This is a genomic window from Rugamonas aquatica, assembly GCF_009380215.1.
GTDB classification, from domain to species: domain Bacteria; phylum Pseudomonadota; class Gammaproteobacteria; order Burkholderiales; family Burkholderiaceae_D; genus Rugamonas; species Rugamonas aquatica_B.
Map to the genome: position 1 here is coordinate 747133 of NZ_WHUG01000001.1, position 22852 is coordinate 769984.

Annotated in this window: 21 protein-coding genes; 16 read left to right on the forward strand and 5 right to left on the reverse strand. The window is 60.9% G+C overall.

Going from position 1 to position 22852, the window contains the following annotated elements; all coding sequences use genetic code 11:
* A complete protein-coding gene (locus GEV02_RS03250; RefSeq protein ID WP_070266649.1) occupies positions 1-1179 on the reverse strand; it encodes an acetyl-CoA C-acyltransferase in 1179 nt (392 codons plus the stop codon).
* Positions 1180-1375: 196 nt separating this feature from the next.
* On the opposite strand from GEV02_RS03250, the gene GEV02_RS03255 reads away from it, so the two are divergent.
* The gene (locus GEV02_RS03255; RefSeq protein ID WP_152836480.1) at positions 1376-3073 is read left to right on the forward strand and encodes an MFS transporter; all 1698 of its coding nucleotides are present in this window, start codon (positions 1376-1378) and stop codon (positions 3071-3073) included.
* A gap of 158 nt (positions 3074-3231) precedes the next feature.
* On the opposite strand, the gene GEV02_RS03260 is transcribed toward GEV02_RS03255, so the two are convergent.
* Positions 3232-3882 carry a PEP-CTERM sorting domain-containing protein gene (locus GEV02_RS03260; protein ID WP_152836481.1) on the reverse strand — a complete coding sequence of 217 codons (651 nt, stop codon included), beginning with the start codon at positions 3880-3882 and terminating at the stop codon, positions 3232-3234.
* A gap of 179 nt (positions 3883-4061) precedes the next feature.
* Positions 4062-6149, reverse strand: coding sequence for a 3-hydroxyacyl-CoA dehydrogenase NAD-binding domain-containing protein (locus GEV02_RS03265; protein WP_152836482.1), 2088 nt, complete (start codon positions 6147-6149; stop codon positions 4062-4064).
* A 391-nt stretch (positions 6150-6540) separates the two neighbouring features.
* Here GEV02_RS03265 and GEV02_RS03270 point away from each other — a divergent pair, with 391 nt between their 5' ends.
* From GEV02_RS03270 to GEV02_RS03300, 7 genes are all read left to right on the forward strand, one after another.
* Complete coding sequence (locus GEV02_RS03270) at positions 6541-8238, forward strand: methyl-accepting chemotaxis protein (protein ID WP_152836483.1); 1698 nt, start codon at positions 6541-6543, stop codon at positions 8236-8238.
* A 2-nt stretch (positions 8239-8240) separates the two neighbouring features.
* Positions 8241-9068 carry a CheR family methyltransferase gene (locus GEV02_RS03275; protein ID WP_152836484.1) on the forward strand — a complete coding sequence of 276 codons (828 nt, stop codon included), beginning with the start codon at positions 8241-8243 and terminating at the stop codon, positions 9066-9068.
* Positions 9069-9075: 7 nt separating this feature from the next.
* On the forward strand, positions 9076-9642 hold the full coding sequence (locus GEV02_RS03280) for a chemotaxis protein CheD (protein ID WP_152836485.1): 567 nt from the start codon (positions 9076-9078) through the stop codon (positions 9640-9642).
* Complete coding sequence (locus GEV02_RS03285; protein WP_152836486.1) at positions 9629-11158, forward strand: chemotaxis protein CheW; 1530 nt, start codon at positions 9629-9631, stop codon at positions 11156-11158. The genes GEV02_RS03280 and GEV02_RS03285 overlap by 14 nt, the downstream gene beginning before the upstream one ends.
* A 64-nt stretch (positions 11159-11222) precedes the next feature.
* Positions 11223-11915 (forward strand): DUF4197 domain-containing protein, encoded by a 693-nt coding sequence (locus tag GEV02_RS03290; RefSeq protein ID WP_152836487.1) that lies wholly within the window; start codon positions 11223-11225, stop codon positions 11913-11915.
* A 119-nt stretch (positions 11916-12034) separates the two neighbouring features.
* Positions 12035-12484, forward strand: coding sequence for a MarR family winged helix-turn-helix transcriptional regulator (locus GEV02_RS03295; RefSeq protein WP_152836488.1), 450 nt, complete (start codon positions 12035-12037; stop codon positions 12482-12484).
* Complete coding sequence (locus GEV02_RS03300; RefSeq protein WP_152836489.1) at positions 12481-13914, forward strand: MDR family MFS transporter; 1434 nt, start codon at positions 12481-12483, stop codon at positions 13912-13914. The genes GEV02_RS03295 and GEV02_RS03300 overlap by 4 nt, the downstream gene beginning before the upstream one ends.
* Before the next feature lie 10 nt (positions 13915-13924).
* Here the strand turns inward: GEV02_RS03300 and GEV02_RS03305 are convergent, their stop codons facing one another.
* Positions 13925-15571 carry a 3-(methylthio)propionyl-CoA ligase gene (locus GEV02_RS03305; RefSeq protein ID WP_152836490.1) on the reverse strand — a complete coding sequence of 549 codons (1647 nt, stop codon included), beginning with the start codon at positions 15569-15571 and terminating at the stop codon, positions 13925-13927.
* A gap of 223 nt (positions 15572-15794) precedes the next feature.
* Between GEV02_RS03305 and GEV02_RS03310 the strand changes: the two genes are divergently transcribed.
* From GEV02_RS03310 to GEV02_RS03340, 7 genes are all read left to right on the forward strand, one after another.
* Complete coding sequence (locus tag GEV02_RS03310; protein ID WP_235922629.1) at positions 15795-17192, forward strand: protein adenylyltransferase SelO; 1398 nt, start codon at positions 15795-15797, stop codon at positions 17190-17192.
* A 14-nt stretch (positions 17193-17206) separates the two neighbouring features.
* The gene (gene msrB, locus GEV02_RS03315; protein ID WP_152836492.1) at positions 17207-17602 is read left to right on the forward strand and encodes a peptide-methionine (R)-S-oxide reductase MsrB; all 396 of its coding nucleotides are present in this window, start codon (positions 17207-17209) and stop codon (positions 17600-17602) included.
* 13 nt (positions 17603-17615) lie between these two features.
* Positions 17616-18245: a septation protein A gene (locus tag GEV02_RS03320; protein WP_152836493.1), complete on the forward strand. Its 630-nt coding sequence runs from the start codon at positions 17616-17618 to the stop codon at positions 18243-18245.
* The gene (locus GEV02_RS03325) at positions 18242-18526 is read left to right on the forward strand and encodes a BolA family protein (protein ID WP_152836494.1); all 285 of its coding nucleotides are present in this window, start codon (positions 18242-18244) and stop codon (positions 18524-18526) included. The genes GEV02_RS03320 and GEV02_RS03325 overlap by 4 nt, the downstream gene beginning before the upstream one ends.
* 122 nt (positions 18527-18648) lie before the next feature.
* Entirely contained in the window at positions 18649-19428 is a 780-nt protein-coding gene (locus GEV02_RS03330) for a peptidylprolyl isomerase (RefSeq protein ID WP_152836495.1), read from the forward strand.
* Positions 19429-19530: 102 nt separating this feature from the next.
* On the forward strand, positions 19531-20307 hold the full coding sequence (locus GEV02_RS03335; protein ID WP_152836496.1) for a peptidylprolyl isomerase: 777 nt from the start codon (positions 19531-19533) through the stop codon (positions 20305-20307).
* A gap of 173 nt (positions 20308-20480) precedes the next feature.
* Entirely contained in the window at positions 20481-21149 is a 669-nt protein-coding gene (locus GEV02_RS03340) for a DNA alkylation repair protein (RefSeq protein ID WP_152836735.1), read from the forward strand.
* Here the strand turns inward: GEV02_RS03340 and GEV02_RS03345 are convergent.
* A complete protein-coding gene (locus GEV02_RS03345; protein ID WP_152836497.1) occupies positions 21102-22139 on the reverse strand; it encodes an AraC family transcriptional regulator in 1038 nt (345 codons plus the stop codon). The two genes, GEV02_RS03340 and GEV02_RS03345, sit on opposite strands and share 48 nt — an antisense overlap.
* Positions 22140-22216: 77 nt before the next feature.
* Here GEV02_RS03345 and GEV02_RS03350 point away from each other — a divergent pair, with 77 nt between their 5' ends.
* Entirely contained in the window at positions 22217-22852 is a 636-nt protein-coding gene (locus tag GEV02_RS03350) for a hypothetical protein (RefSeq protein WP_152836498.1), read from the forward strand.

Here is a 22852-nt window from a genome sequence, read left to right on the forward strand (position 1 = left end):
TTACACCACTTCGAACAGGCCCGCCGCCCCCTGGCCGCCACCGATGCACATGGTGACAACCACATATTTGACGCCACGGCGCTTGCCTTCCAGCAGCGCATGGCCGGTCAGGCGCGCGCCCGACACGCCGTACGGATGGCCGACGGCGATCGCGCCGCCATTCACGTTCAGGCGGTCCATCGGGATGCCCAGCGTGTCGGCGCAGTACAGAACCTGTACGGCGAAGGCTTCGTTCAATTCCCACAGGCCGATGTCTTCGACTTTCAAGCCGGCTTTTTTCAGCAGTTTAGGAATCGCGAACACCGGGCCGATGCCCATCTCGTCCGGCTCGCAACCGGCGACCGCGAAGCCGCGGAAGATGCCCAGCGGCTGCAAGCCCTTGGCGGCCGCGGCCTGCGCGCTCATGACGATGGACATCGAAGCGCCATCCGAGAACTGGCTGGCATTGCCGGCGCTGATGACGCCGCCCGGCACGGCGCTGCGAATCTTGGAGACGGCCTCATAGGTCGTATCGGCGCGGATGCCTTCGTCGGCGGAAATCGTCACTTCGCGCGTCAGCAGCATGCCGCTGGCCTTGTCGGCCACGCCCATGGTGGTGGTCATCGGCACGATCTCGGCGTCGAACAGGCCGGCGGCCTGGGCGGCGGCGGCGCGCTGCTGGCTTTGCACGCCGTATTCATCCTGGCGCTCGCGGCTGATGTTGTAGCGCTTGGCCACGGTTTCCGCCGTCTGCAGCATCGGCCAGTAGATTTCCGGCTTGTGCTGCGACAGCCAGACTTCCTTGTACATGTGCATATTCATTTCCTGCTGCACGCAGGAGATCGATTCCACGCCGCCGGCAGCGTAGATGTCGCCTTCGCCGGCGATGATGCGCTGGGCGGCGGTGGCGATGGTCTGCAGGCCCGACGAGCAGAAACGGTTGATGGTCATGCCGGCGGTCGTCACCGGGCAGCCGCCGCGGATGGCGATCTGGCGCGCGATATTGCCGCCGGTGGCGCCTTCGGGATTGGCGCAGCCGATCAGCACGTCCTCAACCTCGCCCGCTTCGATGCCGGCGCGGCTGATCGCCGCCTGCAGCGCGTGGCCGCCGAGCGTGGCGCCGTGCGTCATGTTGAACGCGCCTTTCCACGATTTGGCCAAACCCGTGCGGGCGGTTGAAACGATGACGGCGTCGATCATGAATGTCTCCTGTAGGTTGGTGTTTTAGTGGAATCAGAATAGCATATTTTAGTACGGTCGTTCGCAAATTATTTATGTAAGTTTCGCGTAAGTTTGAAGCAAGCCTGACGTAAGGTTCACGGTCCACACTGCGAGCAAGCTGACGAAGTTGTAACTATCTCGGCTGGGGAAATCCAAAAAATTATAGGAGACGAAAATGACGACAGCATCAGGCACCGCCGACCAGCGCAACCTGCCCAAGTCCGGCAGCATCACGCCGGAAGAACGCAAGGTGATCTTTGCATCCTCGCTGGGTACGGTTTTCGAATGGTACGATTTCTATCTGTACGGTTCGCTCGCACCCATCATCGCCAAGCAGTTCTTCATCGGCGAGCCGACCACCACCTTTATTTTCGCACTGCTGGCGTTTGCCGCCGGTTTCATTGTGCGCCCATTCGGCGCGCTGGTGTTCGGCCGCCTCGGCGACATGATCGGCCGTAAGTACACCTTCCTGATCACCATCCTGATCATGGGCGCCTCCACCTTCATTGTCGGCCTGCTGCCCGGGTATGCGGCCATCGGCATCGCCGCGCCCATCATCCTGGTCTCGCTGCGCATCCTGCAAGGCCTGGCGCTGGGCGGCGAGTACGGCGGCGCGGCCACCTACGTGGCCGAACATGCGCCGCACGACAAGCGCGGCTCGTTCACCTCGTGGATCCAGACCACTGCGACGCTGGGCCTGTTCCTGTCGCTGCTGGTGATCCTGGGCACCCGTACCGCCGTCGGCGAGGAAGACTTCGCGGCCTGGGGCTGGCGCGTGCCGTTCCTGGTGTCGGTGCTGCTGCTGGGTGTTTCGGTGTGGATTCGTCTGTCGATGAATGAATCGCCGGCCTTCGCCAAGATGAAAGCAGAAGGCAAGACCTCGAAAGCACCGCTGAGCGAAGCATTCGGCCAGTGGCGCAACCTGAAAGTCGTGATCCTGGCGCTGCTGGGCCTGACCATGGGCCAGGCGGTGGTCTGGTACACCGGCCAGTTCTACGCGCTGTTCTTCATGACCCAGGTGCTGAAGATCGACGGCGCCAGCGCCAACATCATGACCGCCCTGTCGCTGGCTTTGGCCACGCCGTTCTTCATCTTCTTCGGCATCCTGTCGGACAAGATCGGCCGCAAGTGGATCATCCTGGGCGGCTGCGTGCTGGCTGCGGCGACCTACTTCCCGCTGTTCGGCGCCCTGACCCACTACGGCAATCCAGCGCTGGAAACCGCGCTGAAGAACTCGCCAGTGGTGGTGGTCGCCGATCCTGCATCGTGCCACTTCCTGTTCAACCCGACCGCCACCAAGAAGTTCCCTTCGTCATGCGACATCGCCTCCGGCATGTTGTCGAACGCGTCGGTGAACTACACGACGCAGGAAGCGCCGGCCGGCAGCGTCGCCAAGATCAAGGTGGGCGAAAAGGAAATCACCGCCTTCAACGCCACCATGACGCCTGACGGCCTGAACTTCGACAAGGCCAGCAAGGATGCCGAAGCCGCGCTGAAGAAGGAAGTCGGCGGCGCCATCAAGGCCGCAGGCTATCCAGCCAAGGCTGACGACACGCAGATCAACAAGCCGATGATGGTGCTGGTGCTGTTCATCCTGGTGCTGTACGTGACCATGGTGTATGGCCCGATCGCCGCCATGCTGGTGGAGATGTTCCCGACCCGCATCCGCTACACCTCGATGTCCCTGCCTTACCACATCGGTAACGGCTGGTTCGGCGGCCTGCTGCCGACCATCTCGTTCGCGCTGGTGGCGTTCAAGGGCGACATCTACTACGGCCTGTGGTACCCGATCGTCATCGCCGTCATCACGGCTGTCATCGGCGCGCTGTTCGTCGGCGAGACCAAGAATAACAACATCTACGCCAACGACTAAGCCTGCTTGAGCAGTGCAAAATAGCCGCCAGCGATGGCGGCTATTTTTTTGTCTACGTCGCGACGCCGGACGCGCCGCTGCTGACCGTCACGCGGCGCCGCTAAAAAAAAGGCCGCCTGGAGAGGCGGCCGAAGCGCTTAAACGTGAAAGCGGAATATTTATCGAACTTGTTTACGACGACTACCCACTACCCCCACCAGGACCAGTCCGGCCAACAACATGGCGTAGCTTGACGGTTCAGGAACTGCCGTTACGCTGGAAGTCAGAAATTCCACACGCAGGCCGGTCGGATTGCCGCCGTTCTGCGCCCAGTTGCCAACCACGAATTGCAACGTATTGACGCCAGCCTGGAAGCCGCTGTTGGCCGCAAAGCCGTTCCACGCGGTGAAGCCGCTGCCGCTGGCGATGACTTGATTGTTCAGTTTGACGACGGCGTCGTTGTCGGCGGCGAAGCGGCCGGTGAAGCCTGCGCTGCCCGCGTTGTAGCCGGTCAGGTCGAACGACAGAGTGTAGGTGTAAGTGCCGGCGCTGAAGGCGTCAAAGCTCTGGCCTTGCGAGGCGGTCGGCGTGATCCATTTCGATGTGCCATCGTTGGCCAGCCATGGGCTGATCGGCCACACATTGTCGAGCGTGATTACCGGCACGGTGTTGCCGATGACGGTATCGCTGCTGGCCGCGTTCAAACTGTAGTGGGTGTCGCCAGCGCCGTTCGCGCCGATGCCCGTGTTGTACAGGTCGTTGATGCGGACTGCGTGTGCGGAGGAGACTGCTGCGAATGCCAACGCGCCGGCAAGGATGATGCGTTTCATGTGCGCCTCTAAAAATTAGTTGGGTTGTAACGTGTACTTCACGCTGCGACTCGAACCGTTTTTTAGGGCTTCGAAGATGGGTGCTACTTTTAAGAAATTATAGCGACATTTGGAGAGAAATGCTCACACGCAACGAAAATTTTTTCGGCGTGTGAGCTTTTCCCGACATCTGTTGTCGATCAGCTATTGAAGCCTTTGCCTTCTTCGGCCAGCTTGACCAGCAGCGGCGCCGGCTTCCACGCGCCACCCTGATGGCCCAGCGCGTACTTGTTGATCGCCGCCAGCACGTTCGGCAGGCCCACCGTGTCGGCATAGAACATCGGGCCGCCGCGGAACAGCGGGAAGCCGTAGCCGGTCAGGTAGACCATGTCGATGTCGGACGCGCGCAGGGCGATGCCCTCTTCCAGGATGTGCGCCGCTTCATTGACCATCGAGTACACCAGGCGCTCGACGATCTCCTGGTCGCTGATCTTGCGGCGCGCCACGCCGATGTCGGCCGAGTGCTGCACGATCATGGCGTTGACCTGCTCGTTCGAATACGCCTTGCGGTCGCCCGCCTTGTAGTCGTACCAGCCGGCGCCGGTCTTCTGGCCAAAGCGGCCCATTTCGCACAGCAGGTCGGCGGTCCTGGAGTAGCTGATTTCCGGCTTCTCCACGTAGCGGCGCTTGCGAATGGCCCAGCCGATATCGTTGCCGGCCAGGTCGCCCATGCGGAACGGGCCCATGGCGAAGCCGAACTTCTCGACCGCCTTGTCAACCTGCTCCGGCAGCGCGCCCTCTTCCAGCAGGAAGCCGGCCTGGCGGCTGTACTGCTCGATCATGCGGTTGCCGATGAAGCCGTCGCACACGCCCGACACCACGCCGGTCTTCTTCAGTTTTTTGGACAGCGCCAGCGCCGTGGCCAGCACGTCCTTGCCGGTTTGCGCGCCACGCACGATTTCCAGCAGCTTCATCACGTTGGCTGGCGAGAAGAAGTGGGTGCCGATCACGTCCTGCGGACGCTTGGTGAAGCCGGCGATCTGGTTCAAGTCCAGCGTCGACGTGTTGGAGGCCAGGATGGCGCCCGGCTTCATCACCTCGTCGAGCTTGCGGAACACGGTCTCCTTGACGCCCATGTCCTCGAACACGGCCTCGACCACGATGTCGGCCTGGCCGATATCCTCGTAGGCCAGCGTGCCGCTGACCAGGGCCATGCGCTGGTCGAACTTTTCCTGCGTCAGCTTGCCCTTCTTCATGGTGTTTTCGTAGTTCTTGCGTATCGTGGCCAGACCCTTGTCCAGCGCTTCCTGTTTGGTTTCGAGCATGACGACCGGGATGCCGGCGTTCAGGAAGTTCATGGCGATGCCGCCGCCCATGGTGCCGGCGCCGATCACGGCGGCCTGCTTGATGGCGCGGGTCGGCGTATCGGCCGGCACGTCCGGCACCTTGCTGGCGACGCGTTCGGCGAAGAAGGCGTGGCGCAGCGCTTTCGATTCGGTGGTCTGGATCAGGTGCAGGAAGCGCTCGCGTTCGAACTTCATGCCGTCTTCGAATTTCATCGTCACCGAAGCGGCCACGGTTTCCACGCATTCCAGCGGCGCCGGGAACGGGCCGGACATGGCCTTGACGGTGTTGCGCGAGAATTGCAGGAAGGCTTCGTGGTTAGGATAGTCCACCTTGCGGTCGCGCACTTTCGGCAGCGGACGCGCATCGGCGATCTTCTCGGCAAACGCCACGGCGGAGCTGACCAGGTCGGCATCGGCGGCGAACACCTGGTCGAACAGCGCGGTGCCGGCCAGCTTGTCGGACAGCACCGGCGTGCCGGAGACGATCATGTTCAGCGCCATTTCCAGGCCCAGCACGCGCGGCAGGCGCTGCGTGCCGCCTGCGCCCGGCAGCAGGCCCAGCTTGACTTCCGGCAGCGCGATCTGCGCGCCCGGCATCGCCACGCGGTAGTGGCAACCCAGCGACAGCTCCAGCCCGCCGCCCATGCAGACGGTGTGGATGGCCGCAACCACCGGCTTGGTCGAGCTTTCGGCGGTGGCGATCAGCGTGTGCAGGCTGGGTTCGGTCAGCGCTTTCGGCGAGTTGAATTCCTTGATGTCGGCGCCGCCGGAAAAGGCCTTGCCGGCGCCGGTGATGACGATGGCTTTGACGGCGTCGTCCGCCAGCGCCTGCTGGATGCCCTTGACCGCCGCCGTGCGGGTGGCCAGGCCCAGGCCGTTGACCGGCGGATTGTTCAGCGTGATGACGGCAACGGTGCCGTGGACTTGATATTCAGCAGTCATGTCTCTTCCTTATGTTTTTGGTGGGAATCTCAGCCCGCCTACTATACCGCATAAAAGAACGGTCGTATTATTTTTTTGAAGGGCGTTACGGCATGGTACAGGAAGGTGCGATGGGCAGCCTGGCAAACTTGCCGTTTCGCCCACTGCTTTTGAAAGCCGCGATAGCGCTTTTTAAATAAGCGAGATTCTCACCAATATTCACGCTCATATTAATTCCTCGTGGCAAATTAAGTACATGAACGAAGAAATAGTAAATAGGATGCTTGTGTTCGATTCGAATCCGGATAAATAATGGTTGCAGATTCCCAGGCAGCGAAAAAAAATGCGGTCAATTGAATTCCGATTAATATTTACCTTCGATTAATTCTCTCAAAATATAACAGGACTTAATATGGATGCGCACAGCCAGGTAATCAAATCACAAGATCTTGATATTCAAGCCATTAACACCGCGTTGAACCGGGTGCAGGCGCTGATCGAGTTCGACCTCGACGGCACCATCCTGCACGCCAACGAAAACTTCCTGAAGACCGTGGACTACACGCTGGAGGAAGTCCAGGGCAAGCACCACTCTATCTTCTGCGATCCGGAATACGCAAAAAGCCCTGAATACAAGGACTTATGGGCACGACTGGGGCGCGGCGAGTACGACCGCGGCGACTACAAGCGGGTCGCCAAGGGCGGCCGCGAGGTGTGGATCAACGCTTCCTACAACCCCATCATCGACGCCGACGGCAAGGCCTACAAGGTGATCAAGTTCGCCACCGTCATCACCGACAGCAAGATCAAGAACGCCGAGTACGAAAGCAAGGTGGCCGCCATTTCCAAGGCCCAGGCGGTGATCGAATTCGATATGAACGGTCATGTCCTGAATGCTAACGATAATTTCCTGAATACCATGGGTTATACCATGGAGGATATCAAGGGCGAGCATCACCGCATGTTTTGCGAACCGGAATATGCGAACAGTTCTGAATATAAACGTTTCTGGCAAAAATTAAACCGCGGCGAATTCGATGGCGGCCGCTATAAGCGCGTTGGAAATAATGGCAAAACCATATGGATACAGGCCACCTACAACCCCGTGCTCGATCTGAACGGCAAACCGTATAAAGTCGTCAAGTTCGCCAGCGACATCACCGACCAGGTCAACCTGGAAAACTCGGTGGCGGCCAAGGCCGAGTCGGACGGCGCCAAGATCAAGCGCCTGCTGGAATCGGTCGAGCGCGCCGCAGCGGGCGACCTGACCAGCAAGATCGTCGTCGATGGCGACGAAGCGCTGGACCATCTGGCAGAAGGTATCAGCAAGATGATCACCGACCTGCGCAAGGTCATCAGCGATGTCGTCGCCTCGGCCAACGGCTTTGCCGACGCCTCGACCACCATCGCCGAGCGCTCCAATGGCGTCGCCGTGGGCACCCAGGCGCTGGGCGCCACCGTGGAGGAAATGAACGCCTCCATCGACGGCCTGACCAATTCGATCAACACCATCGCCCAGAACACCAACGACGCCGACTCCCTGGCCAAGGCCACCCAGCACGAAGCCGAAGCCGGCGCCAAGGCGGTGGCCAAGTCGATCGAGGCGATGGACTTGATTAACCGTTCGTCCGAGGACATCGGCGAAATCGTCAAAGTCATCAGCGAGATCGCCAACCAGACCAATATGCTGGCCTTCAACGCCGCCATCGAGGCCGCCCGCGCCGGCGAGCACGGCCTGGGCTTCTCGGTGGTCGCCGACGAGGTGCGCAAGCTGGCCGAGCGCTCGTCGCAGGCCACCAAGGAAATCTCCAAGTTGATTAACGAATCGGTCAAGCGGGTCTCGGCCGGCAGCGAGATTTCGCGCCAGGCCAGCGATGCCTTCGACAAGATCGTCGCCGGCGTCGCCAAGACCACGGTCGCGATCTCGGACATTTCCACCGCCACCAACGAGCAGCTGCTAACGGCGCGCGAAGTCAGCACCGCCGTGCAGTACATCGCCGAGGAAGCCGAGAAATCGGCCGCCGCCTGCGACAGCATCGCCCGCTCGACGGAAGGCTTGAACCAGCGCGCCGGCGACCTGAACAAAACCGTGGCCGGCTTCGTGGTGTGACGATGAGCGTCAGCGCCGGACTGAGCCCAGCGACGCTGAGCGCCCTCATCGCCCTGGTGCGCAAGCACACGGGCATCGCGATGACGGAGCGCAAAAGCATCTTGCTGGAGCGGCGCCTGCGGCCGCGCATGCAGGCGCTGGAGATCGGCAGCTACCAGGCTTATCTCGACAAGGTGGAACAGGACCGGGCCGAGATTCCGCACTTTATCGACCTGGTGACGACCAACGACACGCTGTTCTTCCGTACGCCGCAAGTCTGGGATTACGTGGAGCAGGAATTCCTGCCGCAGTGGTGGCAAACGCATCAGGGCAAGCGCCTCAAGGTGTGGTCGGCCGCCGCCGCCAGCGGCGAGGAGCTGTACTCGATGGCGATGTTGTGCGAAGAGTTCCAGGAAGCGCATCCCGGCTTCAGCTACCAGATCCACGCGACCGATATCTCGCAGCAGATCCTGGCGGTGGCGCGCGCCGGCGAATACACCGGCCGCTCCGTCGAACGCATCAACGTCTCGCATCCGGACTGGGTGAAGAAGTACTTCAAGCCCAGCGCCAAAGGCTTGCAGGTGGTCGATGCATTGAAAAAAAACGTGGAGCTGGCCCAGCATAACCTGCTGACTCCGCTGAAGCCGCACAAGCAGTTCGATCTCGTGTTCCTGCGTAACGTGCTGATCTACTTCGATCAGGAACACCAGGAGACCGTACTGAAGCAAGCCCGCCACAGCATGGCGCCCCATTCCAGGTTGATCCTGGGTGAATCCGAGTCGATCGGTGGCCTCAATACCGCCTACCACTTCGACCGGCCGATGATTTATACGATGGAAAAATCGGGGTAGTGCGACCATGGAAGTTACAACAACAATCGTCGGCAACGGCATCGCTCAGGCCGGTGCATTCGGCACCTTGAATGCGGCCGCCGCCGCGCCGCAGTGCCTGCAAGTCCCGATGGGCAAGCTGAAGATCGGCGTCCGCACCGACCAGTTGCAGGCGCTGCTGGGCTCTTGCGTCGGCATCGCCTTCCTGTGGAAGAAGCGCGGCTGCTGCGGCCTGGCCCACTGCCTGCTGCCGGAAGCGCCGGAGCAGGACTGCGAGATCGGCGCCCGCTATGTCAGTCAGGCCGTGCCGTCGCTGCTGCGCCTGATGGGCGCGACCGAAGCCGATTATCCCGATATCGAAGTGGTGGTGGCCGGCGGCGCCCATATGTTCCAGCGCCATTCGTCGCGGCTGCAGGTGGGCCAGCAGAACGCCGCCGCCGCCCACAAATACCTGCGCCAGTGCGGCCTCAACGTCAGCTACTGCCGGCTGGGCGGCAAGTGCGGCCGCACGCTGACCATCGATTGCGCCACCCAGAGCTACGCCGTCACCGACATCATCGCCACCGCAGAGGACCAGCTCCATGCCCGCCACTAGCAGCAGCGCCGCCACCTCCGTCACCGAACTGTTCGGTTCCTTCGTGCTCGGCGGCGAGGAGTTCGCGCTGCCCGCAATCTGCATCCGCGAAGTGGTCAACTTCCCCGCCAGGATCAGCGCCCTGCCCTTGTCGCCGGCCTTCCTGGAAGGCGTGTTCACGCTGCGCGGCACGGTGATCCCGGTGGTCAACCTGGGCCGCGTGTTCCGGCCCGACGCGCGCGCGGCCGAAGCCAGCGACAAGATCGCCATCCTCGATTTCCAGGGCGTGCTGGTCGGCATACTGTTCGATGCGACCGGCGAGATCCTGCGCGTGCGCCCCGAACAGCGCAGCACGCTGAGCTATGCCAACGGCGACGCCCACGGCGTGGTGGCCGGCACCATCCTGCTTGATGAGGGTGCACGGCTGGTGCAGGTGCTGGATCCGGCGGCGCTGGTACGGATCGAGAACGTGCCGCAGGTGCTGGCGCTGCAAGGCGCGCACCGGCAGACGGCGCGGCGCAACCAGGGCGAGCGGCGCCAGTGCGTCGGCTTCCGCGTGGCCGGCTCGTCGTTTGCGTTCGAGATGAGCGCGATCCAGGAGATCATCCGCGTGCCCGAGCTGCAAGCCTCGGTGCTCAACAGCGCGCTGTGCCTGGGCCGCATCAACTTCCGCGGCAGCCAGGTGGCCGTGGTCGATTTCAACACGCTGCTGAACGCCGCGCCGGTGCAGGAGGCGGCGCCGGCAGAGCGCCAGTTCCTGCCGGATCAGCGCATCGTCATCGCCCGCATCGACGACGCCACCATCGGCTTCCTGGTCGATTCGGTCGACAACATCGTCAACTTCTACAGCGAGGAAGTGATGGCCATTCCGCTGCTGAGCAAGGCGCGCGCCGGCATGTTCGGCGGCTGCATCGCCAAGCCGGAACTGGGCGACATCATCTTCCTCAACCACCGTGAAATCTTCAGCAGCAACGAGATCAAGGAGATGCGCCAAGGCCACGCCAACCTGTATCCGAAGGACGAGGGCGTGAAGGCGGAGCGCGATCCGAAACAGGGTCAGCGCAAGGTCTACATCACCTTCGCGCTGGAGAACACCTATGCGCTGGAGATCAAGCAGGTGCGCGAGATCATCGATTTTTCCGGCGACATCACGCGGCCGCCCGGCATGCCGGCCTTCATGCGCGGCATGCTGAATCTGCGCCAGCAGATGATCAGCGTGATCGACCTGCGTCAGCTGTACCAGATGCCGGTGCTGGAAAAATTGGAGCAGGCCAAGATCCTGATCGTCGAGCGCGGCGAGGACTTGTACGGCCTGATGGTGGACGCGGTCGAAAACATCATGACGGTCAACGACAGCCGCCGCTTCGCAGCACCCAAGATGCTGCGCAACCCGAACGTGGAAGGCGATCCGCGCGGCGAAATGGACGAGGTGATCGACATCGAAGACGAAGGCGGCAGCCACAAGACGCTCAGCGTTTTCGAGTGCGACCGTCTGCTGCAACGGCTGGCGCGGGAGCTGCCGGCACTGGCGGCATGAGCGGCGCTGGGGTACAGTAGCATCATGCCGGCGACCGCCGGCCGTGCCAACCTGGAGGTCCGCCATGCCCATTTCCCGCCGCGCCGTCGCCCTGCTGCTTCCCCTGACACTGGCCGCGGCCAGCGCCTATGCGCTATCGCTGGCCGATCTGAGCAATCAGGATGCATCCGGCGGCCTCAAGGCGGCGCTGGAAAAAGGCTCGTCGCTGGCCGTTTCCAAGCTGGGTGCGGAAAATGGTTTCCTGAACAATGAAAAGGTGCGGATCCCGCTGCCTAAGATCCTTGAGCAGGCGCGGCCTCTGCTGAAGATGACCGGCAAGGGCCAGCAGCTCGACGATCTGGTGGTGCAGATGAACCACGCGGCCGAGGCCGCTGTGCCGATGGCCAAGCCGCTGCTGATGGATGCCGTCAAATCGATGAGCATCACCGACGCCAAGAATATCCTGACCGGCGGCGACACCTCGGTGACGGACTTCTTCCGCGAGAAGACGTCGCCGAAACTGGCGGTGCAGTTCCTGCCGATCGTGAAGAAAGTCACCGACCGCTCAGACCTGGCCAACAAGTACAACACCGCGATGGCTATGGCGCCCAAGCTGGGCGTGCTGGCCAAGGACCAGGCCACGGTCGAAGGCTATGTGACCCAGCGCGCGCTGGATGGCCTGTACACGATGATAGGCGAGGAAGAAAAAGCCATCCGCGCCGATCCGCTCGGCGCTGGCAGCAAGTTGATCGGCAAGGTATTCGGCGCCCTCAAGTAACAGACGATTTAACAGACGTTTCCTCCCTCAGCCCGGTTCGCCGGGCTTTTTTTTGCCTTGAAAACCGGCAGGCCGTGGTTTAATATAGATAGGTAGCCTACCTATTTTATGAGATATCCATGCCCGCCGAACCGCCCATCCCCAAGCACGCCATCGCCCTGGCCGACGATTTGCGCACCGCCCTGCACCATGTGTTCCGCCGCATCCGCCAGGAAGGCGACAGCGATCCGCACGGCCTGTCGCTGCAGCACAAGCTGCTGCTGTCCGCTATCCACACCACACCCGGCATAGGCGTGGCCGAGCTGGCGCGCATGGAAAAGCTGCGCGGCCCCACCATGAGCGGCCACATCAAGGCGCTGGAAAACGCCGGCCTGGTGCGACGCGATACGCCCAATCCCGAGGACCGCCGCCGCGTCGGCCTGCTGCTGACCGAGCAAGGCACGGCGGTACTACAAGACATCCGCAGCCGCCGCCTGGACTGGCTGGCCCGCAAGCTGGCGCAGCTGCCGCCGGAAGGCGCGCAAGCGCTGCGCCACGCCATCCAATACCTGAATGAGGTCGGCGAATGAGCGCCCATACCGCAAGCGGCGCGCCGGCCACGGCCAAGGAAATCCGCGCCATCTACATGGGCCTGGTCATCATGATCGGCCTGGCCGCGCTGGACCAGAGCATCGTTGCCACCGCGCTGCCGCGCATCGTCTCCGACCTGGGCGGCATGGCCCACCTGTCGTGGGTGGTGACGGCCTATGTGCTGGCATCGACCGCCACCATGCCGCTGTACGGCAAGCTGAGCGACCAGTACGGTCGCAAGCCACTGCTATACACGGCCATCGTCATCTTCCTGCTCGGCTCGGCCTTGTGCGGCCTGGCGCAGAACATGATGGAGCTGATCGTCTTCCGCGCCATCCAGGGCCTGGGCGCGGGCGGCTTCCTGCCGCTGGCGCAGATCGTCATCGGCGACCTGATACCGCCGGCCGAGCGCGGCAAGCGCCAGGGCAGCATCGCCGCCGTGTATGCGGCCACCAGCGTGCTGGGGCCGGTGCTGGGCGGCCTGCTGACAGACTGGCTGTCGTGGCACTGGATTTTTTACGTCAACGTGCCGGTGGGCGCGACGGCGCTGTATGTGATTTCCAAGTCCATGCATCACAGCAGCCCGCACCGCGAGCACAAGATCGACTACCTGGGGTCGGTGCTGATGACCGGCGCGGTGACGGCCGCGCTGCTGGTGCTGGCGCTGGGCGGTACCGAGTGGCCGTGGGACGGCAGCGCAGTGAAATACCTGGGCGCGCTGGCGGCGGTGCTGACGGCCGCGCTGCTGTGGCATGTGCGCCGCGTGCCGGAGCCGGTGCTGCCGCCGGACCTGTTCCAGAACCGCGTGTTCAACGTCGCCAGCGTGGTGCTGGCGCTGACCTTCGTCGGCATGATGGGCTCCAGCGTGTTTTTCCCGCTGCTGTTCCAGATGGTGATGGGCGCCAGCCCGGCCAATTCCGGCCTGCTGACGGTGCCGCTGATGGTGGGCCTGGTGATTTCGTCGTCGCTGAACGGGCGTGTGCTGGCCAGGTCAGGCGGACGCTACAAGCCCGCGCAGTTGCTGGGCCTGAGCCTGGCGACCGCGTCGTTCGGCGTGCTGGCCTGGGGCATCGCCGGATCGGCGGGCTATCTGGTGATGGAGCCGGCCATGTTCGTGCTCGGCGCCGGCCTCGGCCTGGTGATGCCGAACATGACGATGGCGGTGCAGAACGCCCTGCCCGCCTCGCGGCGCGGCGTTGGCACGGCGATGCTGGCCTTCTTCCGTTCGCTGGGCGGGCTGGTCGGCGTGACCGGCTCCGGCGCCATCCTGGCCCATCAGTTGCACGGCCAGGCGGCGACGGCGCAAGTCTACCGCCATGCCATCGGCAATATCTTCGGTGCCGGCACTTTGCTGGTCGGGCTGGGATTGCTGGTGCTGCTGCTGTTGCCGGAACTGCCGATGGCGCCGCATCCCGCCGCCGGCAAATAAGGCCGCGCTCTTATGCGCCGGGCAGGCGGTAGTTCCTGTACTGCTCGCGTAATTTGTTTTTCTGGATCTTGCCGGTGCCGCCCACCGGCAAGGCATCGGTGAACACCACGTCGTCCGGCAGCCACCATTTGGCGACCTTGCCGTGGAAGTGGGCCAGCAAGTCCTCGCGGCTGACTTCCTGCCCCGGCCGCAGCACCACCACCAGCAATGGCCGCTCGTCCCACTTCGGATGGGCAACGCCGATGCAGGCGGCCTGCATCACCGCCGGATGTGACATGGCGACGTTCTCCAGGTCGATGGTGCCTATCCATTCGCCGCCGGACTTGATGACATCCTTGCTGCGGTCGGTGATCTGCATGTAGCCGTCGGCATCGATAGTGGCGACATCGCCGGTCGGGAACCAGCCATCCTGCAACACATCGCCACCTTCGTCCTTGAAGTAGCGCGAGATGATCCACGGCCCCTTGACCAGCAGATGGCCGTAGCTGACGCCATCCCACGGCAGTTCCTTGCCGTCGTCGTCGGTGATCTTCATGTCGACGCCGTAGATGCCGTGCCCCTGCTTTTGCAGGATCTTGCGCTGTTCTTCCTTGCTCAAGTCCAGGTGCTTGGTCAGCAGGCCGCCGGCCGTGCCCAGCGGCGACATTTCCGTCATGCCCCAGGCGTGGATCACCTCCACGCCGAACTCGTCGATCAGCGCGTTCATCATCGCCGGCGGACAGGCTGAGCCGCCGATCACCGTGCGGCGGAAGGTCGAGAACTTCAGCTTGTTCTGCATCGCGTAGTTGATCAGGCCCAGCCACACGGTTGGCACGCCGGCCGAGAACGTGACCTGTTCCTTCTCCATCAGCTCGTAGACCGACTTGCCGTCCAGCGCCGGGCCGGGGAACACCATCTTCGCGCCCGACAGCGGCACCGAATACGGCAGCCCCCACGCGTTGACGTGGAACATCGGCACGACCGGCATCACCGTATCGCGCGAGGATACGTTGAGCACGTTCGGCAACGCCGACGCGTAAGCATGCAGCACCGTCGAGCGGTGCGAGTACAAGGCGCCCTTGGGATTGCCGGTGGTACCCGAGGTGTAGCACAGCGTGCAGGCGGCGTTCTCGTCGAACAACGGCCATTCGTAATCGGGGGAATGGGCGTTGATCAAGTCTTCGTAGCACAGCAGGTTCGGTATCTTGGTCTCGGCCGGCATGCGGTCCGCCGCGCCCAGCAGGATGTAGCCCTTGATGGTCTTGCACATCGGTGCGAACGCTTCCACCAGCGGCAGGAAGCAGAAATCGAACATCAGGTACTGGTCTTCGGCGTGGTTGCAAATGTAGGCCAGCTGCTCGGGATGCAGGCGCGGATTCATCGTGTGCAGCACGGCGCCCGAGCCGGACACGCCGTAGTAGGCTTCCAGATGGCGATAGCCGTTCCAGGCCAGCGTGGCGACGCGCTCGCCCATGCGCACGCCGAGTCCGTGCAAGGCGTTGGCCAGGCGCTTGCTGCGCTGCTGGCATTCGCGCAGTGTGTAGCGGTGCAGGTCGCCTTCGACCCGCTGCGAAACGATCTCGCTATTGGCGTAGTGCCGGGCGGCGAAGTCCAGTATGCTGGAAACGAGCAAGGGCTGATTCATCATCTGGCCCATCAGCGGACTCTGGGGATACATTCAAACTCCAGGAAAAGTTGATTTTATATGAACGAGTTTGGAATGCCCGGGCAAGGAGCGTCAATGCATTTCGATGCTGCACTGCGGCATCGCCTTGCTGCGGTAAAATCGCAGGCTTGCGCCCTATGGGGCTTATTCAGAAACGGGAACTGCCATTACTGCCTCTAAACTGCCGCTGGACAATTCCTTCGCGTCCCTGCCGCCTGCCTTTTACACCCGCCTGATGCCAACGCCGCTGCCGGCGCCGTATCTGGTCGCCGTCAGCGCGCCGGCCGCCGAACTGGTCGGCCTGACGCCTGCGCAAGTCGCCGACAGCCTCGACGTTTTGATCGGCAACGCCGCGCCGGAGCGAGCGCTGCCGCTGGCCGCCGTGTATTCCGGCCACCAGTTCGGCGTGTGGGCCGGCCAGTTGGGCGACGGCCGCGCCATGCTGTTCGGCGATGTCGCCACCGCCGAAGGGCCGATGGAGCTGCAATGGAAAGGCGCCGGCCTGACGCCGTACTCGCGTATGGGCGATGGCCGCGCGGTGCTGCGTTCATCGATCCGTGAATTCCTGTGCTCGGAAGCCATGCATGGGCTGGGCATCCCCACCTCGCGCGCGCTGTCGGTGGCGGGCTCGGACCAGGGCGTGATGCGCGAAACCGTGGAAACCTCGGCCGTGGTGGTGCGCATGGCGCCCACCTTCGTGCGCTTCGGCTCGTTCGAACACTGGTTCTACCGCAACAAGAACGATGAGCTGAAAATCCTGGCCGACTACGTTATCGACCGTTTTTATCCGGCGTTGCGCGAAGAAGAGAATCCATACCAGGCCTTGCTGGCCGAAGTGACGCGCCGTACGGCGCACATGATCGCCCATTGGCAAGCCGTCGGCTTCATGCATGGCGTGATGAACACCGACAATATGTCCATCCTCGGCCTGACGCTGGACTACGGCCCGTTCGGCTTCATGGAGGCCTTCGACTCCGACCACATCTGCAATCACACCGACCAGCAGGGCCGCTACTCGTACGCCAACCAGCCGCAGGTCGGCCACTGGAACTGCTACGCCCTGGGCCAGGCGCTGCTGCCGCTGATCGGCGAGGTCGAGGCCACGCAGGCTGCATTGGATGTCTATCAGCCGGCATTCGCCGCCAAGATGGATGAACTGCTGCGTGCCAAGCTGGGCTTGTCCCAGTTGGAGCAGCATACCGACGCCGACCGTGCGCTGTTCGACGCCATGTTCGCTCTAATGGACGCCAACCACGTCGATTTCACGCTCTTCTTCCGCCGCCTGAGCGGGTTGAAAGCGGCCGACGCCAGCGGCGACGAACCGTTGCGCGACTTGTTCATCGACCGTCCGGCCTTCGACGCCTGGGCCGTGCAGTACCGCGCCCGCCTGCAAGCCGAAGCCAGCAACGATGCCGCCCGCAAGCTTGCGATGAACAAGGTCAACCCCAAATACGTGCTGCGTAATTACCTGGCGCAAATTGCCATTGAAAAAGCGCAAAATAAGGACTTTACTGAGGTGGAGCGATTACTGTCAGTTTTGCAGCGCCCATACGACGAACAGCCTGAGCACGATCAATACGCAGCCTTGCCGCCAGACTGGGCAAGCCATCTTGAAGTAAGCTGTTCTTCTTAAGTGAGCACTAAGCCATGACCAATAAAGTCACCAAATCCGACGCCGAATGGCGCGCCATGCTGGATCCTATGGAATATCAAGTCACGCGCCACGCCGCCACCGAACGCGCTTTTACCGGCAAGTTCTGGGATCATCACGAACACGGCATCTACACCTGCGTGTGCTGCGACACGCCGCTGTTCCGTTCCGACGCCAAATTCGATTCCGGCTGCGGCTGGCCGAGCTACTTCGAAGCGCTCGATCCGGCCAATGTCATCGAAAAAACCGACCGCACCCATGGTATGCTGCGCACCGAAATCATTTGCGCGGTGTGCGACGCCCATCTGGGCCATGTGTTCCCGGACGGTCCTCCTCCAACCGGATTGCGCTATTGCATCAATTCGGCCTCGCTGCGCTTCAACCCACAATAACGCCTGAGACAACATGAAATTTCTGTTCGACCTGATCCCGCTGCTGCTGTTCTTTGTCGCTTACAAGCTGTCGGGCTGGAATGCGGAAGCGGCCCAGCACTTCATTAACACCTATCTCAGCGGCATCGTCTCCGGCGGTTCGGTGACGGCGGACCAGTCCCCTATCGTCATCGCGACGCTGGTCGGCATTTTCGCCACCGCGTTGCAAATCACCTACGCCAAATTACGAAACGGTAAGGTTGATTCGGTGCTGTGGTTCTCGCTGTTCATGTTTGTCGTCTTCGGCGGCATGACGATCTACCTGCACGACGAAGATTTCATCAAATGGAAACTCAGCATTTTCTATTGGGCATTCGCACTGGGCCTGTTCATTAGCGAGTTCGTCTTTAAAAAGAATCTGATGCGCAAGTCGATGGAAGAAATCATTCAATTGCCGGATCCGGTTTGGAGCCGTCTGAATTGGGCCTGGATCTGCTTCCATACGGCAATGGGATTCCTGAATTGGTATGTCGCCTTCGTTTGGTTTAAAGGCGACACCAGTTCCTGGGTCAGCTTTAAGGCGTTTGGCGCGACCGGCATCATGTTTGTGTTTATCGTCGGTCAAACCATCTACCTGTCGCGTCACATGAAGGATGAAGCATGAGCGGAATCAATACGGACGACCGCATGGAGCGCATGCGCAGCCGCTTCCAGGCCACCTTGGCGCCGCTGGAACTGACGCTGGACGACGACTCCGCCCTGCACGCCGGCCATGCCGGTGCCGCTTCCGGTGGGGGTCATTACAACGTTCGAATTGTTTCGTTACAATTCGAAGGCCTCAAACTCGTCACAAGACATCGACTCGTGTATGATTCCGTGCACGATATGATGCATAAAGAAATTCATGCATTGGCCATTACCGCATTGGCTCCGTCCGAAGTATGATGTAGCGCTTGGTCGGGGAACGGTCGCTATCGGTTTCAAAATAATTGAACACAAAGACAGATAGCCGATCCAACTCCTGCCCAGGCAATTTCGCTAAAACTTTCCCCTTACAGGAATTAATAATGACTTTCAAGCCAGCCAGTTTGCTGATTGCACTTCTCGCCGTTGCCGCCGTACCTGCTTTCGCTCAAAACGTTGCCGTAGTTAATGGCAAAGCCATCCCAACCTCGCGCGTTGACGCCGTGGTCAAGCAGGTCGTAGCCCAAGGCCAGCAGCCGGATTCGCCACAACTGCGCGAACTGATCAAGAAAGACCTGATCGGCCGCGAAGTGATGATGCAGGAAGCGGAAAAACAAGGTTTCGGTAAAGATGCAGCGGTCAAGACGCAAATCGAAAACGCTCGCCAGGCCATCATCGTCAACGCCCTGGTCGGTGACTACATGAAGAAGAACCCGGTTTCGGATGCCGACATCAAGGCTGAATACGACCGCTTCGTAGCCCAGAACGGCGACAAGGAATACCACGTCCGCCACATCATGATGGCAACCGAAGCTGAAGCCAACGACGTCATCGCCAAGATCAAAGGCGGCGCCAAGTTCGAAGAGCTGGCAAAAGCCTCGAAAGACACCGGTTCCGCAGCAAACGGCGGCGATCTGGATTGGGCAGTTCCTTCGTCCTTCCCACCAGCATTCTCGGCAGCCTTCGTTGGCCTGCAAAAAGGCCAAGTCACCGAGAAGCCAGTTCAAACCCCGAACGGCTTCCACGTGATCAAAGTTGACGACATCCGCGCAGCCAAACTGCCGACCCTGGAAGAAGTAAAACCGCAAGTAGCGGAAGCACTGGCCCAGAAGAAATTGCAAGCCTACCAGGAAGAACTGGTCAAGAAAGCAAAAGTGCAGTAATGTTATGAATGAGGCGGCGCCCTGCGGGGCGCCGTTTTTGATTTTGCGTTGGTACAATGCACCGCCCGAGTGCGATTTCTTGTTTTTTTATAGGATTTAATAATGATGTTGAAGCCAACCCGCCTGTTGTTAGCACTGATCGCTGTCGTTGCAGCTCCGGTATTCGCGCAAAACGTCGCGACCGTAAATGGCAAGGCTATTCCTGCCGCTAAAGTAGACCAGATGGTCAAGCAAGTAGTAGCACAAGGTCAGCAGCCTGACAGCCCGCAACTGCGTGAAATGGTCAAGAAAGAATTGATCGGCCGCGAAGTCATGATCCAGGAAGCGGATAAACAAGGTTTCGGCACCAAGCCTGAAGTTAAGGCGGCTATCGAAAACGCACGTCAAAGCATTATCATCAACGCGATGCTGGCTGACTACGTTAAAAAGAATCCGATCAAAGACACCGAAATCAAGGCTGAATACGACAAGTATAAAGCTGCCATGGGCGAGAAAGAATATCACTCGCGTCATATCCTGGTTGCAACCGAACAGGAAGCCAAGGACATTATCGCCAAGCTGAAAGCCGGCGGCAAGTTCGAAGAACTGGCCAAAGTATCGAAAGACGGTTCCGCAAATAATGGCGGCGACCTGGGCTGGATGGCTCCAGGCAAACTGGTAAAACCTTTCGCTGATGCGATGGTTGCCCTGAAAAACGGTGAAATCACCCAGACTCCAGTTAAATCGGAATTCGGTTATCACGTTATCAAACTGGAAGAATCCCGTGCCACCAAGCTGCCAGCGGTTGAAGAAGTTAAAGGCCAGATCGCTGAAGCACTGCAACAGCGTAAAATCGCCGCCTTCCGCGACGAGCTGACCAAGAAAGCCAAAGTCCAATAAGCCGGACTGCAGTTCTGCTAAAAAGCGCCTCTTGAGGCGCTTTTTTTATTTGATCGGCGACGACGTGGCACTCGCCGTTTCTTTTGTCCATCCTAAGCCAGAAGCTGGCAAATACGTGCCAGGTTCTGGCTTACCCAAGGGGCTACACGCAAAATCATCTATACTTGCAGGCGATGACTCCTGAATTCCGCACCGCGCTCGATGCCGCCCTCACCCACGTCGCCACGCCCGAGCGTGCGCCCGCCATGCGCGCGTACATGCGCGGCCAGTTCGATTTTCTGGGCATCGGCACGCCGCAACGACGGCTTGCCGCCAAGCCATTGCTCCAGCAATTAAAAGGCATAGGCGCGGATAATTTGATTCTTTACGCCAGGGCATTATGGGAGTTGCCGCAAAGGGAGTATCAATACGTCGCAATCGATATGCTGGCGATGCATAGCAAACAATTGGAATTGGCACATATTCCCGTTCTACTGGAACTGGTCCAGAATAAATCGTGGTGGGATACGGTCGATGCACTGGCTTCGGTAATCGGCGATGTTTTGCGTTATCGCCATGATGGAATGGACCAGGCTCTCAAGCAACACGATATGTGGGTACGCCGTATCGCCTTATTGCATCAATTAGGATGGCGCGACAAGATGGATGTTGAAAGGCTGTTTAATTATTCCCTCTCGCTCGCGCACGAAAAAGAGTTTTTCATACAAAAGGCAATCGGCTGGGCATTACGGGATTATGCCCGTCATGATCCCGATGCAGTCCGCGCCTTCACATCAAAAGAAAAACATCGGCTTTCAGCGCTCAGTTATCGCGAGGCCAATAAACATCTTTCTACGCCATGAACTGGGCGTATCGCCACTCCATCGTAAAAAAGCGCGATTAAAAGCACTCTGCTCGGAATAGCCCAATAACAATGCGACCTCGGGCAATGCCAGACGTTTATCCCGTAAATAGCCTTGCGCCATCTGTAGGCGAGTTTCGTCCAATAACATTCGGAACGTGTTACCGCCCTGCTCCAGTTTCCGGCGCAGCGTGCGGCCGGACATATTCAATTCGCCCGCGATTTGATCCAGCAGCGGTTCGCCTTGAATCAAGCTGCTGGCAATATGGCGCCGAACCAGCTGCGCCAGGTCGTCTTTCTGCGGCAGCGACGCCAGACGATGCTGCACCTGAGACTCCAGCATCGCCACCAAAGCTGGATCAGGCTGGCGCAGCGGCAAGCTCAGCAAGCTAACCGCAAAGTCGATTCTGGTGGCGTCCGCAGCAAAAACCAGCGGGCAGCGGAACAGCGCGGCATACGGCGCCATGTCCGCCGGTTGCGGCTCAACGAAGTGCACCGCCAGAGGCGTCACACCGCTGCCGGTGATATCCCGGGCGAACTGCACCAGCGCCGCCATGCCGCATTGATTCACCAGCAATCCCACGCCGCGCGACTCGGCGCTCCACTCCAGCACCAGCGCATTGCCGTCGAGCCGATAGCCGACCGGGCTGACATCGTGCACCAGTCGCTGATAGCGCACGTAGCGCTCCAATGCCGCCGGAACCCCGCTGGATGCCAGCAGAACGTAGCCTAACGCCCCTAAATGCGCCGGAGAGATGGTCGCGCCAACCCGCAGACCCAGCGCGGGGTCGTCCAGGTGCTGCGCGGCACGCTCCAGCAACGTCTGCCAGCGCCCCACGGAATAGGACAACCCACCGGCATCCGCCGCAGGCGCAGGCTCCCCCAGGACCGCCTCGGCGGCGCAGCCCTGCCCTTCGAGATAATCGAACAGCATGCGGACGTAGGTCCCAGGAATGGCCGGTGGAGTTTTCTGCATGGCCTGAATTGTCAAAAATTATGTCCTGCCTTGTCAAGCCAGCAATGCTCCCCTTGCCTAGAATCGTTTCATCTTCACCACGGGAGCAAACCATGATCGCAGCATCCGCAGCACAAGCCCAGGAACTGGTCCGCAACGCATCGCATTTTCAGTGGTACATCATTCCGCTGCTTTTGCTGGTGATCCACGCCTACGGCGAACAGGCCGCCGCCAGGCGCTGGAATGTGGTGCTGGCGGGCCTGGCGTTCTGGCTGATGGATTGGGTCAACGAGATCTGGAACGGCCTGCTATTTCACTTCTCCGGCTTTGCGCCGGCCTGGAGCACACCGAACGGTTCAGCCTACGTCTTGCTGATCGGCCTGAACATCGAAATCAGCTTCATGTTTGCCATCATGGGGCTGTATGCGGCGCGCACGCTGCCCGCGGACCGCAAGTTGAAGATCGCCGGCATCAACAACCGCTGGCTGCTGGCCGCCGTCAATTCAGTGCTGTGCGTGTGCGTGGAAGTCTGGCTGAACCACATCGGCGCGCTGGTCTGGGAATGGCCGGCGTGGAACCTGGGCGCGCCCTGGCTGATCTGGCTGATCGGCTACCTGCCCTTCTTCGTCGTCGCCTACTGGGTGCACGACATGACGTCGCTGAAGCGGCAGATCGCCGTGGTGGGTACGCTTGCCGCTGGCGTCAGCGTAGCGCTCGCAGTCTTCGGCGGGCTGCTGGGCTGGATATAA

Coding starts and splice junctions, on each gene's coding strand:
- GEV02_RS03270 (WP_152836483.1), top strand. CDS start 6,541: ATGGATGCGCACAGCCAGGTAATCAAATCACAAGATCTTGATATTCAA.
- GEV02_RS03330 (WP_152836495.1), top strand. CDS start 18,649: ATGACTTTCAAGCCAGCCAGTTTGCTGATTGCACTTCTCGCCGTTGCC.
- GEV02_RS03260 (WP_152836481.1), bottom strand. CDS start 3,882: ATGAAACGCATCATCCTTGCCGGCGCGTTGGCATTCGCAGCAGTCTCC.
- GEV02_RS03320 (WP_152836493.1), top strand. CDS start 17,616: ATGAAATTTCTGTTCGACCTGATCCCGCTGCTGCTGTTCTTTGTCGCT.
- GEV02_RS03275 (WP_152836484.1), top strand. CDS start 8,241: ATGAGCGTCAGCGCCGGACTGAGCCCAGCGACGCTGAGCGCCCTCATC.
- GEV02_RS03340 (WP_152836735.1), top strand. CDS start 20,481: ATGACTCCTGAATTCCGCACCGCGCTCGATGCCGCCCTCACCCACGTC.
- GEV02_RS03265 (WP_152836482.1), bottom strand. CDS start 6,149: ATGACTGCTGAATATCAAGTCCACGGCACCGTTGCCGTCATCACGCTG.
- GEV02_RS03290 (WP_152836487.1), top strand. CDS start 11,223: ATGCCCATTTCCCGCCGCGCCGTCGCCCTGCTGCTTCCCCTGACACTG.
- msrB (WP_152836492.1), top strand. CDS start 17,207: ATGACCAATAAAGTCACCAAATCCGACGCCGAATGGCGCGCCATGCTG.
- GEV02_RS03310 (WP_235922629.1), top strand. CDS start 15,795: ATGCCAACGCCGCTGCCGGCGCCGTATCTGGTCGCCGTCAGCGCGCCG.
- GEV02_RS03300 (WP_152836489.1), top strand. CDS start 12,481: ATGAGCGCCCATACCGCAAGCGGCGCGCCGGCCACGGCCAAGGAAATC.
- GEV02_RS03305 (WP_152836490.1), bottom strand. CDS start 15,571: ATGTATCCCCAGAGTCCGCTGATGGGCCAGATGATGAATCAGCCCTTG.
- GEV02_RS03325 (WP_152836494.1), top strand. CDS start 18,242: ATGAGCGGAATCAATACGGACGACCGCATGGAGCGCATGCGCAGCCGC.
- GEV02_RS03295 (WP_152836488.1), top strand. CDS start 12,035: ATGCCCGCCGAACCGCCCATCCCCAAGCACGCCATCGCCCTGGCCGAC.
- GEV02_RS03335 (WP_152836496.1), top strand. CDS start 19,531: ATGATGTTGAAGCCAACCCGCCTGTTGTTAGCACTGATCGCTGTCGTT.
- GEV02_RS03255 (WP_152836480.1), top strand. CDS start 1,376: ATGACGACAGCATCAGGCACCGCCGACCAGCGCAACCTGCCCAAGTCC.
- GEV02_RS03280 (WP_152836485.1), top strand. CDS start 9,076: ATGGAAGTTACAACAACAATCGTCGGCAACGGCATCGCTCAGGCCGGT.
- GEV02_RS03285 (WP_152836486.1), top strand. CDS start 9,629: ATGCCCGCCACTAGCAGCAGCGCCGCCACCTCCGTCACCGAACTGTTC.
- GEV02_RS03250 (WP_070266649.1), bottom strand. CDS start 1,179: ATGATCGACGCCGTCATCGTTTCAACCGCCCGCACGGGTTTGGCCAAA.
- GEV02_RS03350 (WP_152836498.1), top strand. CDS start 22,217: ATGATCGCAGCATCCGCAGCACAAGCCCAGGAACTGGTCCGCAACGCA.